16 protein-coding genes are annotated in these 16,911 nt (G+C 46.6%); 8 read left to right on the top strand and 8 right to left on the bottom strand.

Annotation, left to right across the window (positions count from 1 at the left end; translation table 11 throughout):
• Nucleotides 1-25 precede the first annotated feature (25 nt).
• A complete protein-coding gene (locus HNR50_RS18720; RefSeq protein WP_184748331.1) occupies nucleotides 26-676 on the top strand; it encodes a Crp/Fnr family transcriptional regulator in 651 nt (216 codons plus the stop codon).
• 17 nt (nucleotides 677-693) lie between these two features.
• On the top strand, nucleotides 694-2,241 hold the full coding sequence (locus HNR50_RS18715) for an HPr family phosphocarrier protein (RefSeq protein WP_184748330.1): 1,548 nt from the start codon (nucleotides 694-696) through the stop codon (nucleotides 2,239-2,241).
• 1 nt (nucleotide 2,242) lies between these two features.
• Here the strand turns inward: HNR50_RS18715 and pncB are convergent, their stop codons facing one another.
• Together pncB and HNR50_RS18705 are read right to left on the bottom strand one after the other, a co-directional pair.
• Nucleotides 2,243-3,430 carry a nicotinate phosphoribosyltransferase gene (pncB, locus tag HNR50_RS18710; RefSeq protein WP_184748329.1) on the bottom strand — a complete coding sequence of 396 codons (1,188 nt, stop codon included), beginning with the start codon at nucleotides 3,428-3,430 and terminating at the stop codon, nucleotides 2,243-2,245.
• A 33-nt stretch (nucleotides 3,431-3,463) separates the two neighbouring features.
• A complete protein-coding gene (locus HNR50_RS18705; protein ID WP_184748328.1) occupies nucleotides 3,464-5,743 on the bottom strand; it encodes a sensor domain-containing protein in 2,280 nt (759 codons plus the stop codon).
• 78 nt (nucleotides 5,744-5,821) lie between these two features.
• Here HNR50_RS18705 and HNR50_RS18700 point away from each other — a divergent pair, with 78 nt between their 5' ends.
• Nucleotides 5,822-6,799, top strand: a complete 978-nt coding sequence (locus HNR50_RS18700) for a 2-hydroxyacid dehydrogenase (protein WP_184748327.1) — start codon at nucleotides 5,822-5,824, stop codon at nucleotides 6,797-6,799.
• 10 nt (nucleotides 6,800-6,809) lie between these two features.
• Here HNR50_RS18700 and HNR50_RS18695 read toward each other — a convergent pair whose 3' ends face one another.
• From HNR50_RS18695 to HNR50_RS18670, 6 genes are read right to left on the bottom strand one after another with little or no spacing between them, the layout of a single operon-like run.
• Nucleotides 6,810-7,940, bottom strand: coding sequence for an iron-containing alcohol dehydrogenase (locus HNR50_RS18695; protein WP_184748326.1), 1,131 nt, complete (start codon nucleotides 7,938-7,940; stop codon nucleotides 6,810-6,812).
• Entirely contained in the window at nucleotides 7,934-8,242 is a 309-nt protein-coding gene (locus HNR50_RS18690; protein WP_184748325.1) for an antibiotic biosynthesis monooxygenase, read from the bottom strand. Before HNR50_RS18690 ends, HNR50_RS18695 begins: the two co-directional genes overlap by 7 nt.
• A 10-nt stretch (nucleotides 8,243-8,252) precedes the next feature.
• Complete coding sequence (locus HNR50_RS18685; RefSeq protein ID WP_184748324.1) at nucleotides 8,253-9,827, bottom strand: NAD(P)H-hydrate dehydratase; 1,575 nt, start codon at nucleotides 9,825-9,827, stop codon at nucleotides 8,253-8,255.
• A 6-nt stretch (nucleotides 9,828-9,833) separates the two neighbouring features.
• Entirely contained in the window at nucleotides 9,834-10,106 is a 273-nt protein-coding gene (locus HNR50_RS18680; RefSeq protein ID WP_184748323.1) for a hypothetical protein, read from the bottom strand.
• A gap of 11 nt (nucleotides 10,107-10,117) precedes the next feature.
• Nucleotides 10,118-10,798 (bottom strand): NlpC/P60 family protein, encoded by a 681-nt coding sequence (locus tag HNR50_RS18675; protein ID WP_184748322.1) that lies wholly within the window; start codon nucleotides 10,796-10,798, stop codon nucleotides 10,118-10,120.
• Complete coding sequence (locus HNR50_RS18670) at nucleotides 10,749-11,354, bottom strand: RlmE family RNA methyltransferase (protein WP_184748321.1); 606 nt, start codon at nucleotides 11,352-11,354, stop codon at nucleotides 10,749-10,751. Before HNR50_RS18670 ends, HNR50_RS18675 begins: the two co-directional genes overlap by 50 nt.
• Before the next feature lie 65 nt (nucleotides 11,355-11,419).
• On the opposite strand from HNR50_RS18670, the gene HNR50_RS18665 reads away from it, so the two are divergent.
• The 5 genes from HNR50_RS18665 to HNR50_RS18645 all read left to right on the top strand — a co-directional run bounded on the left by HNR50_RS18665 (nucleotide 11,420) and on the right by HNR50_RS18645 (nucleotide 16,748).
• Nucleotides 11,420-12,466 carry a polyprenyl synthetase family protein gene (locus tag HNR50_RS18665; RefSeq protein WP_184748320.1) on the top strand — a complete coding sequence of 349 codons (1,047 nt, stop codon included), beginning with the start codon at nucleotides 11,420-11,422 and terminating at the stop codon, nucleotides 12,464-12,466.
• Nucleotides 12,467-12,494: 28 nt separating this feature from the next.
• Entirely contained in the window at nucleotides 12,495-14,219 is a 1,725-nt protein-coding gene (locus tag HNR50_RS18660; RefSeq protein ID WP_184748319.1) for a hypothetical protein, read from the top strand.
• 42 nt (nucleotides 14,220-14,261) lie between these two features.
• Nucleotides 14,262-14,915 carry a rhomboid family intramembrane serine protease gene (locus HNR50_RS18655; RefSeq protein WP_184748318.1) on the top strand — a complete coding sequence of 218 codons (654 nt, stop codon included), beginning with the start codon at nucleotides 14,262-14,264 and terminating at the stop codon, nucleotides 14,913-14,915.
• A 5-nt stretch (nucleotides 14,916-14,920) separates the two neighbouring features.
• On the top strand, nucleotides 14,921-15,619 hold the full coding sequence (locus HNR50_RS18650) for a hypothetical protein (RefSeq protein ID WP_184748317.1): 699 nt from the start codon (nucleotides 14,921-14,923) through the stop codon (nucleotides 15,617-15,619).
• 67 nt (nucleotides 15,620-15,686) lie between these two features.
• Nucleotides 15,687-16,748: a hypothetical protein gene (locus HNR50_RS18645; protein WP_184748316.1), complete on the top strand. Its 1,062-nt coding sequence runs from the start codon at nucleotides 15,687-15,689 to the stop codon at nucleotides 16,746-16,748.
• Nucleotides 16,749-16,911 lie beyond the last annotated feature (163 nt).

Below are 16,911 nucleotides of genomic sequence, written 5' to 3'. Positions count from 1 at the left end.
TTTCAAAAAGTAGTAAACTGGATTTATGGACATCGAAGCATTTCTCAGCCGGACTGAGCTTTTCTCCGGGCTGATGAAAGAACATCGTGAAGAGATATTACGAGAGGGCACAGTTGCCGCTGCAGAAAAAAATGAGCAGATTTTCAGGGAGGGGGAATCCGGTTCCCGGGTTTTTCTTCTTTTAAGCGGCTCTGTCAAGCTTTACCGGGGAACAGAAGAGGGGCGGGACATCATCGTTCGAATACTCTCGGGAGGAGAGCTCTTCGGTGAGGTCGTTCTGTATCTAGATGATATTTATCCCGTATCAGCCATGGCTCTTGAAGATTCAAATCTCTTTTATCTCAACAAGAAATCTTTTTATCGCCTGATGGAAAATGAAGATTTCAGAAATGATTTCATTGCCGTCCTGATGAATAAGCAGAGATATCTATCCGGAAGGATTCACTATCTTTCAGCCTACGATGTGGAAGACCGCTTTTTCCGGTATCTGAAGGAAAATTACGGAGAAAAAGAGGTCTACCTTATTTCCCTGTCTAAAAAAGATCTGGCTTCGGCAATTGGAACCATTCCTGAAACTCTGTCACGGCTACTGGCCAGATTGAAGAAAAGAGGGATTGCCAACTGGGAAAAAAAGGAATTGATGCTGAAAGAGGACTTCTGGAAAGAATACGATTGACCGATAATGGAGACGATATGAGTTGGAAGAAAAATGTACCGGTTGAAGAAGATTTTAATGATTTTATAAATCATTTTTCCTGTTCTCTTCTGTCCTATGCCCGTTATGCTATAACCTCGGCGGACAGACGGAATATTTTAAATACATTGTTTCTCGGAAAGTCCCATGCCGTAGCGTCCAGGCTTGAGGAGGTTCTCGATTATTACAACGCGAAGAACAACAGCAAATGGGCGGCTTTCAGGGAAAATACATCGACGATTAAGACCTTGACCGATGTCTCTTATATTACTCTTCATCTGCGATCGACCTCACCGCAATACAAATTGCTGAGCGGCATCGATCTGTTTTTAAAGGAAACGGACAAAGTCCTCGAAAAACTGGCAAAATCTCTGAAAACCAGCTTTAAGGATATTACGAAAAATGCATCGCGAAATGAGCTGAAAGAATGTTCAGTCATCGATAAGAAAAACCTTCATTATATTGAATTCCCCGAAGGCAGGCTGGAATCGGATTTGAAGCGCAGAGAGGTGACCAACCCTGAAAAAGTCATTGTTAATCTGGCAACCAGCTATCTCAACCTGGCCAGCGAAAGCGTTCTCCTCATAGATCTTGAAAAGCAAAGAACTGGTAAATATTCGGAATTGATTCCCAATATTTATAATGAAAGCCGTATCAGATTGCTGGAGAATAAATTCCACAATCTCCAGAGCCTCTATGACACATATATTTCCAATACGGACAGCGAGGATATGGATCAGGATCTACTTCTTATCCGCGGGCACGCGTCCATCGTCTTTCACCTTCTCGAGGCATCGACAAGCCTGATCCATTATTATGAGCGTCACATAATGAGCCTCTCCGGCAAGGATACGAAAATCTATAAGCCGCCCGTGTCCGATAAAGAGATTCTGGGCATTATTTTTGATTACTATCTAAATTACGCATCCCAGTTTCTGTCAGCCGGTGTCAAGCTTTCCCGACAGGTCATTTCCAAATATGCCGAGGAAGGGGATCTGCAGGTCTCTGTTCCCAGTTACCGGGGATTTCATGTCCGGCCCTCGACGCTCGTGGCCAAAATTGTCCAGCATTACGGGAGCAAGGTTTCTCTCGTTTTGGGTGATGAAACCTATGATGCTTCCAAGCCGATGGATTTATTCAGAGTCAACGAAAAAATCAATGCAGAGAAAAGGCGCAATCTCGCATTCAGTATCTGTAACCTTCATTCCGTTCACGATCCGGAATGCAATGAGAATTTTGAAAAGGGGTTGAAGGAAATTTTTCACGAACTGCTCGAAGAAAACAAGATCATTAATTATTCGACAGAGTTCTCTCTTCCCGATTTAAGCCAGATCAATGAGGAAACGCTCGGAGAATTTGCCAACAGGGCCATAGCCTATCTTCTGGCACAGGGGAAAATCGATTTGAGAACCGACCTGAAGGTTTCGTTCAAGGGTGACAAAAGAGTTCTCCACGATTTACAGGTTCTGGCGGAAAACGGTTATGGTGAAGACTGTTACGGAAACAACATCGTTCTCCCCGAAGAACTCTCCTACCTGAGCCGCTAGATCAGTTTGCAATCTTAAAGACATCTTTTAAATAGGTTAGATAATTCTCATCCTTGCACATCCCCTTGCCGGGGCTGTCGCTCAATTTGGCTACGGGCCTGTCATTGCAGCTAATGATTTTCATAACAATCTGAAGAGGTGTAACGCCTTCGAAATCATTTGTCAGATGGGTTCCGATCCCGAATGCCACCTGAATATAAGGGCTGAGCTGCTCGTGTATGCTGTTCGCTTTCTCTATTGTCAGGTCATCTGAGAATATGAGGGTTTTGGTTCTGGGGTTTATCTCCAGGCTTTCATAATGGCGGATGATTTTCCAGGCCCACTCTATGGGTTCTCCCGAATCGTGCCTGACTCCGTCATAGAGTTTCGCGAAGTATAAATCGAAATCCCGCATAAAGGCATCGACGCCGTATGTGTCGGAAATGGCTATTCCCAGGTCTCCCCTGTATTCGTCGACCCAGGCCTGTAGCATCTTCTGCTGTGACTTGACCAGAGGAACATCGTTCTGTCCTGCGCCGGCCATGATGAATTCGTGAGCCATGGTTCCGATCGGCTTGAGATTGTATTTCATGGCGTAATAGACGTTGGACGTTCCGGTAAAATGGGGAAGCTCTTTCAGTTTTTTGAGAACGGTTCCCTGCCAGAGAAAACTGTACCGCCGTCTCGTTCCGAAATCGGAGAATGGAATTCCCGATTTTACAGCCGCTTCAAATTTCTTTTCCAGTTTTTCCAGGCCGCTTCGAATAACGGGATTTTCGCTGTTTGAAGGATCGTAGACAAAGTTTCCTGTTTTTTCAAAGTAGATCTGATTGATGATGGCCAGCACCGGCACTTCGAATGGCAGCGTCAGATACCAGGGGCCTTTGACCGAGATCTGAAGTTCTCCCTCATCATCTATCCAGAGACGAATATGGTCCCTGTTGGGCTGATAAAGACCGAGGAAATCGATGAAGTCACTCTTCATGAAGGGAATGGTGTGAAGGTAGTCAAGTTCTTCTTTTGTGAAGCGAAGGGAGCAGAAGCTGTCGATTTCGCAATTGATCTCTTCGAGTATTTCCGCTGTCCAGTTTGCTTCATTTCTGCATTTGAAAGAATATTCCACTTTTGTGGTTGAAAACTGGTGCAGAGCAGTCTGCATCATTGTGAATTTATATAAGTCCGTATCGAGAAGGCTTTTAATTATGGCCATAGAATACAATATAACCTTAATAATTGAAGTTGACTATTCTTTCAATGGAAGCGACGACGCTTTAAGCAGCTTTACAATCTCATCTTTACTGACCGGATGACTGAAATAATAGCCCTGCATCCTTTCGCATTTTTTATCCTGAAAGAAGGCGAGTTCCACTTCCGATTCGATCCCCTCTGTCACATAATCCATTTCAAGGGATTCGGCAAGGTTGATGATGGAGTTGACAACTTTCCTGTTGTTCGGGTCGTGCAGTTTCGAAACGAAGGAGAGATCGATTTTAAGGATATCCGTAGGGAGGTTGGCCAGGTAGCTGAGAGAGGAATAACCGGTGCCGAAATCATCAATCAGAATTTCGATCTCCGGAATTTCGCTTTTCAGCAAATTCATTTTTTTTATGGTTTCGTCCGGAGCCTGCATGATTCCCGTTTCGGTCAGCTCGATTTTCAGGTTGGAGGGATTGCATCCTGTCCGCTCGATCACATGGGTTATCGTATCGATAATATCGGGCTGTTCAAATTGCTTCGTAGAAAAATTCACCGTGACATAAAGGTTTTCATAACCGTTATTGTTCCACTCTGTAATATCCTGACAGCTTTTTTCCAGTACCCAGGTTCCTATGGGAACGATCAGGTCCGTCTCCTCGGCAATGGGAATGAATTTATCCGGGGGAATGAGCCCCATGACCGGATGATACCATCGAAGGAGAGCTTCCAGTCCGCGGATATTTCCTGAACTTCCGACAATGGGCTGATAGTGGACTTCCAGCTCGTTTCCCGCCATGGCTTTTTTCAAGCCCTGTTCCAGTTCCCATCGCTCGTTTATCTTCTGCACCATTTCTTCAGAGTAAAAGGTGTAACGGTTTTTTCCGGCGTTTTTGGAGCCGTACATAGCCAGGTCGGCTTTTTTTGTCAGCTCGTTGACATCTTTTTCGCCTTCGGAGATAAAGACAATCCCGATGCTGACACCCACGTTGACGGCGGGAATCGACTTGTCTCCCCTTTTCAGGTAGAAAGGCATGCGGATCGTGTTGAGGATATTTCCCGCGACCTTCGAGGCGTCTTTTACTTCTCTTATTTTCCTGATCAGGACTAGGAATTCATCTCCGCCGAGACGATAAACCGAATCGCTTTCCCTCAGGCAGTCGTGGAGCCTTTTCGCCGCTTCTTTCAGTAGCATGTCGCCTGTATCGTGCCCCAGGGTATCGTTGATGTTTTTAAATCCGTCCAGATCCAGGAACATAAGGCAGCTGAGGTTGAATTCCAATTGAATATTATCAAAGTGCTCCTGCATATCCTGAAAGAACAGATCCCTGTTCCCAAGACCTGTCAGCTGGTCATAATAAGCCAGTTTATGAAGTGTCCTTTCCGCATTCTTGCGCTGAGTAATATCCCGGATGATACAGGTCAGGGTTCTTTCCTCGAAGTTCTTAGTATTGCCGAATGAAATCTCCATGGGAGAGATGCCCCTCGTTTTATGGCGGCCCAGTATTTCGAGAGAATTGGTCATGCCCATTTTTTCCCTGTCCCGGCTGTCTATATAGAAATACTTCCGAAGATCATCGTGATAACGTTTCAGTATTTCCGGTGGAAAGAGAATTGACAGGTTCTTCCCGAGGATCTCATCGGAGCCGTAACCGAAGATGTCTTTCATCGCCGAATTGGAATAGATGATATTAAAATCCTCATCGATCCGGATTATGACTTCATTCACGGTCTCTGAAAGAGCGTCGTAGTTGTCTTCCAGTTTCTGCAATCTGTTCTGCAGTTCCTTTTCCGGCGAAAGGCTGTGGATAATCATTCCCATGACACGTTGATTGTCCCGCTTGTAGAAACCGATCTGCCCTTCCAGGGTAATGAAGCTGCCTGATTTGTGTATGATCTGAAATACAATATGATCGCCCAGAGGATCGGTGCCGGAAAAATGGTAGGAAAAAACGGCTTTGTATTCCGGCTTGATAATATGGTAGAGAGACCTCTCCATCATGTCATCACAACTGAAGCCCGTCAGCGCTTCAATTCTACTGTTACAGAAGCTCAGGTTCCCGTCCTCTTTCACTTCCAGAAAGGTATCGCCCAACTGTTCCGTAAGATTGCGGAATTTCATTTCCTCGGGACTGCCTGTCAGGAAATTGATATCCTCTCTGCCGAGAAGCAGGCTGAGATCCTTATCCTCCAAAGCCGTTTTGACCACATCCTCGGGGTTCAAATTCAAAGCCTTGTACTGATTGATAAGAGTTGAGAGGTAATCAAGTTTGGTTTCAAGAGAACCCATTCTGTTTTCCAGCTGGGCAGGCTTGTTTTGCTTCTCCATTAGTGTTCTATTTTCTCATTAGATTCCATTTGATTCTATAGGAAATATTCCTAGAACTGTTTATAATCAGAAATAGATATGAAAATCCTCTTTTTTACCCATTTGACCGAAGAATTCCCCGCCCTGATTGATGAATTGAAAGAAAAATGGAAAGAGCATTCTTTCATCTGTGCCCGTTCGAAAGATGAGTATCTGGAACATGCGCTGGATTCGCATATTCTGGTTTATGGAAATCCCTCTGATGATATTATCAAAAGAGCTGCGGAACTCAAACTGATTATCGTACCCTACGCCGGTGTCGGACAGCTTAACTTTCCCCTGATCCGCAGTCGAATGATTTCTGTCGCGAACAGCCATGGAAACGGGGCGGTAGTCGCAGAGCGGGCATTGGGACTGGCTATGGCCTGTTGCGGTAGAATTGTTGAATTTCACAATGATATGAAAGAAGGCAACTGGCATAGAACGGGAGACCAGAGCAGGCCTTTCGATTACTGGTATTCCATTGCGGGAAAGAAGATCTCCATTCTCGGTACTGGATCTATCGGGAAAAGCCTGTCCCGGCTTCTGAAAGGGTTTGATTGTTCTGTTCTGGGGTTCAGAAAAAATTCCGGGGAACTGACGGATTATTTTGATGCCATTACCACCGACCTCGATGAGGCCCTGCGTTTCGGAGACCTCGTTTTCCTGGCACTTCCTTCGACAAAGGAAACAGAGAACATCATCAGCCGTGATAAAATATCCCTTCTGGAGGGGAAATTTGTCATAAACGTCGGACGGGGATCTCTTATTGAAGAGGAACCTTTTTTTGATGCCCTGAAAAGCGGAACAGTAAAGGGTGCCGGAATCGATGCCTGGTATGAGTACCCCTCGAAAGAAAATCCGGCTGTCACGGGATCGGCGTTTCCCTTCCATGAACTGCCCAATGTCGTCATATCGCCTCATGCGGCCAGCCATGCTCCCGAAGGAAAACTGGGGCAATTGACCGGCGCCTGCCAAGTGCTCGAGACCTATCTTCATAACGGTACTGTTATTAACAGCATTACCGGAGATTACTGATCCTATCCGTTTATAGCCGGGCTTTTATCAGATCTGTTAACTCATCGTCCGAGAATAGGTAAGGATTGTTTTTATTCCCAGATGCAGAAACGATTCGCCCCATATCATCCTCGTGAATTCCGAAAGAAGATAATCGGGGGATATCGAGCTTATCCTGCCAGTAATCGAGAATCTCCAGAAGCCTGTTCCGGTCTGAACCTCCGGCATACCGGCCCAGCCGGTCCATTTTCTCCAGCGTATCGAAACCCGCTCTCTCTCCTGAAGCGGTCAGTCGCTCTGCAGTCCGCCTCATTGTCTCCGGCATCAGGGTTCCGCAGGCTGTTCCGTGGGGAATCTCAAAAAAGCCTCCAAGAGGGCCGGCTATACCATGAACTGTTCCCAGGCCGGCGTTAGCCAGAGTTATACCTGAAAGATAAGCGGCGAAAGCGATATGACCCATTTTCCCAATATCTATTTCATCGCATTCAAAAAGATCCATAAAACTATCGAGAAAGAGAGTCAGTCCCCTCCAGGCCAGTGTATCTGTATAGATATTCGATTTTGTCGAAATATAGGATTCCAGTAACTGGCTGAAGGCGTCCATGCCGCAAGATGCCATTACCGGGGCAGGGCAGGTGATATAAAGTTCCGGATCGATGAGTGCTACGGAAGGTATATAGTTTTCATGGCGTAGGGATTTTTTATATCCCTTTTCTCCCTTGCGGGCGATTACGGCATTTTTCGTCGCTTCGCTGCCGGTTCCGGCCGTCGTGGGAACGGCAATAAGAGGAAGGGTTTTCCCTTCGGGCTTTTTCGTTCCCACTCCTTCGAGGTATTCTTCAACGGAACCTCCGGAGCAGCACATGGCTGCGACAGCTTTCCCCGTATCGAGGGCGCTTCCCCCTCCTACGGCGATGACTGATCTCGCTTCCCCTTTGATTTTTTCCGTTATGGAATCGATCAGATCGGGATCCGGTTCTCCGCTTACCGCAAAGGTAAATGCCGCTTCGGCTCTTAGGGAATCGGATCGGCTGCTCTTCAAAAATGAATTGCCGCAGATGAGCACGGCCGAGCCCGTATCGGTAAAGCTCTTCAGTTCCGCTAACCGGCCGGGGCCGAAAACCAGTTGTCCTCCGCCGGAAATAGAGAAACTGTCTACCATTCCTTTTCCTCTTCAGGAAAAAGCGGACTGAAGCGCACTCCTTCGCGGTCCTTTGCCATAAAGGGAGCAACAGTATTTCGCCATGAGAGATAGTGATCCGTTTCCTTATGGGCAGCTACAGCTTCGGGGGATTTGTAGACTTCATAGAGCATAAACCGGGATTTATCCTCGTCATGCTGAATGACATCGAATCTGAGATTTCCCGGTTCTTTGCGGGTTTCTCTGTGGTTCACTTCGGTCGCCTCTATAAAAGCTTGGATATTCTCCTGTTTTACAAATACGTTTACGCAATAAACAACCATTATTTGTCTCCTATACTTCGCTGACTAAATCGCGGTAAAATCCGATCGAAGCGTCATAATTTTCCCGGTATCGCTTGACAGCCGGGGGAACAGCTTCGAGAATATCTCTGGCCGTAAGGCTGTCTTTGCCCAGTTTATCTGCGGCGATATCTCCTGCAAAGCCATGGAGGAAAACTCCTGCTTTGACTGCGTCTTCGCCGTCAAGCCCCGCACCAAAAAGTCCCGCAATCATCCCTGCCAGAATATCACCGGAGCCGGCGGTTCCCAAGCCCGAATTGCCCGAAGTATTGATAATGACCCGGCCATCGGGGAACCCGATCAGGCTGTGCGGGCCTTTCAAAACCGCAATCGCATGGTAGTCCCCGGCGCATCGTCTGACGATTTTTACAGGATCCTTCCGGATTTCCTCGACGGTGGTTGCGCAAAGCCGGGCCATTTCTCCGGTATGAGGAGTCAGAACGGTCGCGCCCCTTCTGTTTTCAAAAAGGTGATATTTTCCCGCAACGGCACTTAAGGCGTCTCCATCAACCACAGTAAAACCTTCAAAGGCTCGAATAAAGCTGCATATCAGTTCGGCTGTCCGGCTGTTGAGGGACATTCCCGGGCCTATTACAACGCCGTCAGATTTATCGGCCTCTTTCAGAAGAATATTCAGGTTTGAAGGGGAAATGCTTCTCTGATCGGTTTCCTCCATCGGGAGAAAAACGGCTTCGGGAAGCTGAGCGGCCAGATAGGGGATGATGGATGCCGGAGAAGCAAGCCGGCTGAATCCCCCTCCGCTTTTAAGAACGCCTGCCGCGGCAAAGACCGGAGCGCCGAAATAATTCGCCGCGCCGGAAATCGTCAGTATATTGCCGAAGCTCTTCTTGTGTCCGGTTTCCTCTCTGACAGGAAGAGGAGGGTAGTCGTTGAGCTCAATGGAGAACTCCCCGGAATCGTAGATTTCCGGAGGAAGAGAAATTCGGGATAGAGACACCTCCCCGTTGAATCCGTAACCGGGATAGAGAAAGTTACCCGGTTTCAGAGCGCCGAAGGAAATTGTATGAGCCGCCTGAATGGCCGAACCCATGACCTGACCCGTATCGCCGTTTATTCCTGTTGGTATATCAATGGAAAAAACCTTTTTTTCCGATTCGTTAATTAGCTCTATGTATCGGGCCAGAGAGCCGCCGATTTCACGGCTCAAACCTGTTCCCAGAAGGGCATCGATTACAACGTCGGTTTCTTCCAGTTCTTTGCGGAGTCGCTCTTCGCTGAACTGAAGCAGGATTTCAATGGGATAGTTTTTCAGAATCTCGTAGTTTTGCCGTGCCGGACCGGACAGCTTTTCCGGAGAAGAAGTCATTAAAACGAGAGGTGCTCCTCCGGCTGAATAGAGCAGCCTTGCCAAAGCCAGCCCGTCTCCGCCGTTGTTGCCCGAACCGCAGAGAACGAGAAAGTTTGTTTCCTCTATAACCAACTTCTGACGAATGAGCCTGCAGGCGGCGCCGGCGGCATTTTCCATCAAAATAAGCTGAGGCAGAGCATATTCTCCCTCGGCTTTACTGTCCATTGCCGCAGCCTGGGATACGGTTACTATTTTCATGGGTTTCTATTTTTCAGTCAAACCGGCGTACTGGAACATTTCAGCCAGAACCCACATGAAGTTGTTGTTTTCCGTCGGAACGAGAAACTGAGACGTGTCGATGTTCTCATTGTTTTCCGCAATAAGAGTGACCTCTTTGATACTGAGAACGGGGTAGATTTTGTCTCTGTTGAAGTTTCGCGCAATATCGATATAGGTTCGTGAAATATGGGGGAAGTATTCCTGGATCTGCTTCTCGTAGTCGTCCCGGATTTTAACAAAGAAAATTCCTGTTGTCATGTTATCTCTCCTTACTCGTCTAGTTCATATCCCATGGCCAGAATCCGATAAAGGTGACTGGACAGCCAACCGCCGTTCATTCCCGTCCCTTTCATTCTCATAGCCGAGTTCTTTTCCATATCATCGGGGAATTTGAGGTTCATCTTCTCAAGAATAATTCCCTTCTTATAATGTTCATGAAGATAGGTAACCGTTCCGTCTTCATCGATCTTGACGACAATGCCCATATGAGTCAGTTCGTCGTTGCGAACGCCGTCTCCGTTTTTATCATATGTATTATCCCAGAAGATAATATCTCCGGGAACAGGCATTTCCGTGTCGTAGAGAAGATCGCTTTCTTCAAGATATTTAAAGATCCGCTCTGTTCCCCCTCCTGTATATTTTCCGAAATCGCGGGACAGGTCGATTCCCGCATAATAATATACAGCCATGACCGTGCCGGAACAGTCGAGATTGAATACTTTGTCCCTGACCTTAAGCTGGCTTTTTCCCAGGGCCCAGTATGATCCTTCCACGACTTTCGCCTGGGTTTCGCTCAGAACATCCCCGCTCGAAGATAAATCCTCAGGCAGGGGAGCTTCTCCCGTTTGCGGGGCTGAGGCGCAGGAAAAAAAAAGTAACGCTGAAAGAGATGTTAGTAATTTATTCAGATTCCGTCCCCTTGTATTCCAATCCGATAAAATAAGTTTCAAAAGACTCCTTCCTCACAGCTTTCGGTTTCAGTATTTTTACTGAAGCGAAAAGGGTTCTCATATATTCTAACAGATCTTTTTCATCTCCGCCCTGAAAAATCTTCACGACCATGGATCCTCCTTTTTTTAGAAGAGGATCAGCGAGCCCGATTATCCGTTCCACCAAAGAATAGGAGCGTCCTGTATCGATCGTTCTGTTTCCCGTTGTGGAGGGTGCCGCATCACTGAGGATCGTATCGTAGGGCCCTTTTTCCGCGAGAAAGCCGATGGTTTCCTCTTCGAAAATATCGCCCTGCATAAAAAAGAAATTGGGATAACTCTTTTTCAGACCCATGGGTTTCAGGTCGGCTCCGACAACAAGCCCCTGTCCTTTTGTCTGCTGAAGAGCATACATGGTCCAGCTTCCCGGGGAAGCCCCCACATCTATGATCTTATACCCGGGCCGAATGATATTGAATTTTTTCTGTATTTCTTCGAGCTTGTATACGGATCGCGCCGGATAGCCCTCTTTTCTGGCCTTTTCCGCGTAAAAGTCCGGTTTTTCTCTTTTTGCCATTTAGCGCCGCCTTTTTATCTCTTTCCTTCTTGACGAGGAAGACTCTGTGAGAGAGACTCATTTCTATGAACCATTATAAGGACAGATTGGAAAAGATAGAAGATGCTCTTTACCGCACCATGCCTGAAAAGAGCAGCCGCAACTGGATAGAGAAGGTTGCCGGAGATGTTAGCGAAGGCCTTGATGAACCGACCGCCGACCGGTTCAATGCGCCCGGGCTGGAACTTCTCGGCCGGGGAGGAAAGAGGTGGCGGCCTCTGGTTATGGTTCTCATGGCTGAAGCCGCAGGCGGTTCCGAAGAGGTTTACAGGTTGACTCCTCTGGTGGAGCTTCCCCATAACGGAAGCCTGATAGTCGATGATATCGAGGATAAATCGGAAGAGAGGCGGGGCGGAAAATCGGTCCACATCATTCACGGCGATGATATTTCCATCAATGCGGGAAACCTGATGTATTTTCTCCCCTCATATCTGATTGATGAGAGTTCGCTGGCTCCTGAAGGAAAATTCCGCCTATACAGTGCTTATTCCCGAGCTATGAGGCGGCTCCATTTCGGACAGGGAATGGATATTCAGTGGCACAATGATCACGATTATATTCCGACTGAAGTGGAGTATCTTCAGATGACCCGTTTCAAAACGGGATGTCTTTCCTCTCTGGCGGCCAACCTGGCGGTTATCGAAGCGGGCGGTTCAAAAGAGCTGGAAAAAAAGGCCGGGCAGATCTGGGAGGATATCGGCGTCGGATTCCAGATTCTCGACGATGTTATGAATCTGAAAAAAGGGAATCCCGGTAAAATGCGGGGCGACGATATTGTGGAAGGTAAGAAAAGCCTTCCGATGATTCTCCATTGCGAGGCCGTTCCGGAGAGCATCGAACCGATGAAAGTGCTTTTTGAAAAAGCTGCCGGCGATGATGAATCCGCTGCTGTCGAAGCAGTCGCAGAGGCCATTTCCATGATCGAGGGATCCGGATCTCTTGAAAAAGCCGGAATAATGGGTCTGGAGGTTCTCAATAAAGCCAAAGCTGAATTGAAAGAACTCTTTCCCGGAAAAGAGGCTGTCCGATTGATGATCGAAGTCGTGGATGGCTTTATCGAAAAAATGTTGTAAATTCACCCTTTCCGTTTACACTGTTACTATGGAACAGAATATACGGACTGGAAAAAAGGTAAGCTGGAAAGAGCTGTCCCGGATGTTTCCCCCAACAAAGGATGAAACGGAAAGGGCCAGGACACTTTTTATTTCTTTTGAAAAAGAGGGTTATCTGAGAGGGGAGGATCTCTCTCCCCGGAAAAACAGCAAAGCCGTTATAATCGATTTCTACAATCGCCTGGCGCTGATGCGTTCCCCTGAAAGTCCTGTCCGGCGGAAGAAAAAAGCCGACTGGATGAACGAAAGGGATTATGCCCGGTTTAATCATCACGATTATGCAGACACGGAATCATACCCTCTCTTTCTGCAGCTTTCCCTTATTCCTTCCATCCGCGCCGGAGCTTTGATTCTCGCTCCCTTTACAACCAATCGTAAAGGCGAACTCAATACGGTCGACAGTCACAGCCGTATTTGTGAACTCTACAGCGAAAAAGATCTTATGGAGAGGGGATTCTCTCCGGAGGATCAGTTCCATCTTTTCATCGACGCCATACATCTGCTGGGCAAGTGCGTCGGCTACACCCTTGATTACAGAATGGACCGCTTCGCCGTCGCCGTTATGAGGCGCCCCGAGTTATTCCGCTGGATCGACAGAAACAGCGGGATCCCCTACAGAGAGATGCTGACAGAGGAAAATCAGCAGAAGATAACCGGAAAAGTTAACAGTCTGGTCAATGGGTTTCTCAGAGAATTGAACGGGTCACCGGCAGATGAAGATTACGATCGGCTCAGAAGCCTTCTGAAAGACTCCGGATTCTGGACGGTGCCGTCCTGTCTTAACGGATCGGCTCAGCTTCCCTTTCTCCATCCCGAACATATCGGCCCGGTTCCCCATTTCAGCGGAGGGGTTGAAAATCTCACATCCTTTAAATTCCACCTATCTGTTCACAGCGATGAATCACTCCGTCCTGCGGGAAAGCACAACGATGTGGCTGTAAATTACTATGGATCTCTCTATATTAAATGGCGCGACAGCTTTTCCTTTGATCTGATTAAATTCAGCGGAATCGACTATATCGATGATGAGCAGAAACGAAGCGCCGACAGTCCCGATCTGGATATCGTTTCTAAGGTCATAAGCAAAACACGGGGCGCCATCAGCCATACCGGGGTTATCGGTTCGGTCAGCACCGGTAACGATAATCTTGCGGCCGCCGGATTCAACGTCCTGTTTCGGGAAGCGGGAGACGAATCTCCCGACCGGACCTATATGGATGATTTTTTCAGATCTTCCCGTTATCATTCCGGATTGGCAACGGCTTTGCCTGTACGTTTCGGAACGGTCGATTCTCTGCGGAGATTATTCCTGTCCCGTTTCTCCGGAACGGGGAAAAACAGAATTCCCAAATATGAAATAAACGGGCAGGACAGCGCCCTTTACCACAGGATTGAAAACGTATATACCCGCTATAGAGATGTCATGAAAAAGGGTGAGCTGGAAGGCTTCTTCGTCGAAGATCAAGTGGCCTGGTGGATCGTTAAGTCTGGCAGCAATATTCTTATTCCGGTTATCTCTCTGGATAACCTGCAGGAAGCTGTCCCTGAGAAGATCAATATCGATTACTCGGCGGTCAATCATTCCTCCCGGATCCTGTCGGTTCTCGAATATGATTTCAACAGCTCCCGGGGAGATCTTTTTCTCTGCGGTGACGATTCAATCCTCTGTGAAAACCTCCCATACAGAGGATTCCGTCTCTATTCCATACAGTAGCTCTCAGCTTGCCTTTTTAAAAAGATAGACGTATTTTAAAGTATGTTTAAAGAACAGAAGGGGATCAGAAAACCCTATCCTTACAGAAACCTCAATATCGCTTTTATTCTTATCGCGATCAACGTATTCGTATACTTTATAAATATGGTTGTTCCCAGGAGCGCCGCTTATCTGGCTCTAAATCCCGGGACATTTCTCTACTACCGTTTTTACTGGACGCCGGTAACCTATATGTTCACTCACGGGGGAATGAGCCACATTATCTACAATATGCTGGGCCTCTTTTTCTTCGGGCCCCAGCTTGAAAGGCGGATGGGCAGCTGGGAATTCCTCTCTTTTTATATGGTGACCGGAGTTCTGTCGGGGATCTTTTCACTGGTAGTATATCTTGTGCTGGGACAGAATGTTTTTCTGATCGGCGCGTCGGGAGCCATTTTCGGAATCCTTTTAGCCTATGCCGTCTACTATCCCAATGCTGTTGTCTATCTCTTTTTCGTTATTCCTATCAGAACCAAAATCCTCGTCCCTCTCTTTGCCGCGCTGGAACTGGCTCAGGAGATTTTCAGCATTAACGGCGGAATCGGCCATCTGACCCATCTGGCGGGATTCGGTGTGGCTTTTCTCTATTTTATAGTCCGGCTGGGGATCAATCCCGTAACATCTTTCCGCGATTCAGGACAATCGCCCTGGCAGTAACGCTTGTGGATAAAAAAGCATTTGTGATACTTGCCATGCTTCTCTCTGCCTTTTCTCTCCCGGCGGTTGAACCTTTTCTTCATGGCGAGTTTGTCTACAATATGAATCTCGATCTGAAAAGCGCTCCTTTTCCGGGGATGTCTACTGAAGAATTCGAGGCCCGTCCCGATGAAGATTACGAAGAGCAGATATTCCGGTCTCTTCTGGAAGAAGCCCGCTGGGTCTTTTCAGCCATGATTTACGGTTTGACAGTTTCCTATACTCCTTCAGATATAGCCAGAGAGGTCGATCGTTTATATGATGCTCAGCTTATGGCAGAGATCCCCTTCGGTGATAAACGGCTGAAAATCTACGACACCTTCGTCGAAGATAATATCTTCCATGCCTTTATCAGGTATGAGCTCGATCCCTATCAGAAAAGACGGGTTGAATACTGGGAGAGCGGCGTTTTCGATTCGGGAGCCTCTTACGGGTATTGGCCCTACTTCGAAGAGGACAGCCGGATTAATTCCATCAGGGACGGAATCAGGATCGCCCTGGAAAATCAGCTCAAACCGGAAATCTACAATAAGCCCCGGCAGATTGAAGCGGAAGTGATTCTGAGGGAATGCCCGCTAATAACTGTAGACAGCGGTAAGAACCGGGCTTTTGTGAAAATCCGCAGTAATGTGAAGAACCTTCAGGCTTACAGGGTTAATAATTAACCTATTGTTTTTTTTGATCCACATGTTTAATATTTAACATTAATGAAATAAACAAAAAGGTTTGTGCATGAAAAAGATATTTCCCGGTGTACTGTTTCTTCTCTCTGTTCTTTTTATAGGATGTTCCGCCTCTCCGGATGAAGAGCGGCAAGTGAATAAGGTCGACTTTGAAGGACAGATTTTCCTCTACGGTGAATCTCATGGAGTAGAAAAGATTCTGAATGAGGAATTTAAAATTTGGAACGGGTTCTATCGGAAAGGAATGAGGCATCTTTTTCTCGAAATGTCATATTTTACCGCTGAGTATCTTAATGTGTGGATGGGGGAAGATGGGGATGAAATTCTCGAAGATGTCTATTCCGATTGGGAGGGCACTGCCAGCCATAATGAATATACTCTGAATTTCTTTAAAAATATTAAGGAAAATTGTCCCGGGACTATCTTTCATGGAACAGATGTCGGCCATCAATACGATTCGACGGCGCCGCGTTATTTAAAATATTTAAAAAGCCAGAATCTGGAGAACTCTGATAATTATAAATTGACACAGGAAGCTGTGGCTCAGGGCATCGAGTATTACCAATCCGATAAAAATAGCATTTACAGGGAAAATACGATGGTGGATAATTTCCTCCGCGAATTAAAGAGTCTGGACAATCAGGACATAATGGGTATTTACGGCAGCGCCCATACGGGTCTGGATAAGCTGAACCATACAGGTGATGCGCCTTCTATGGCCAATCAATTGAACAAGGCACTCCCCGGTAAGATTATCTCCACGAATCTCACTTATCTGTTAAAAGACATCGATCCATTGAGAACAGATCTGCTCAGTATTAATGGTAAGGAATACACCGCTTCTTATTTCGGAAAGGAGGACCTCAAAGGCTTTAAAGATATTGACTTCAGAGAGTTCTGGCGCCTGGAAAATGCCTTTGATGATTTTAAAAAGAACAAAAAAACCGGTGATGTGCTCCCTTATGATAATTATCCCATGCTGATAGATCTCGGGGAAATATATTTAATAAAGTATAAAATGATGGATGGAGATAGTATGAAGCTCCTCTACATCTCCGATGGGAGAATGTGGAGAAATGAACCGGCTACTGAGAACATAAGTTATGAATAAACAGGATATAGACAAAATGAATATGAATCTCCATAAATCAAATCAACAGGATTTGACATTAAAAGCTCTTTCTGTATAATGAAAAGTCATATGAAATCCGTAATCTTTGCTTTTACAAGCTTTAGCTTTTTCTCTTTTTTCTTCTTTTTTAAGAACTGAGGAG

Origin of the sequence: Spirochaeta isovalerica (assembly GCF_014207565.1) — a bacterium.
In the GTDB taxonomy this organism is placed as follows: domain Bacteria; phylum Spirochaetota; class Spirochaetia; order DSM-2461; family DSM-2461; genus Spirochaeta_F; species Spirochaeta_F isovalerica.
This window is presented reverse-complemented; position numbering and strand designations above follow the sequence as displayed.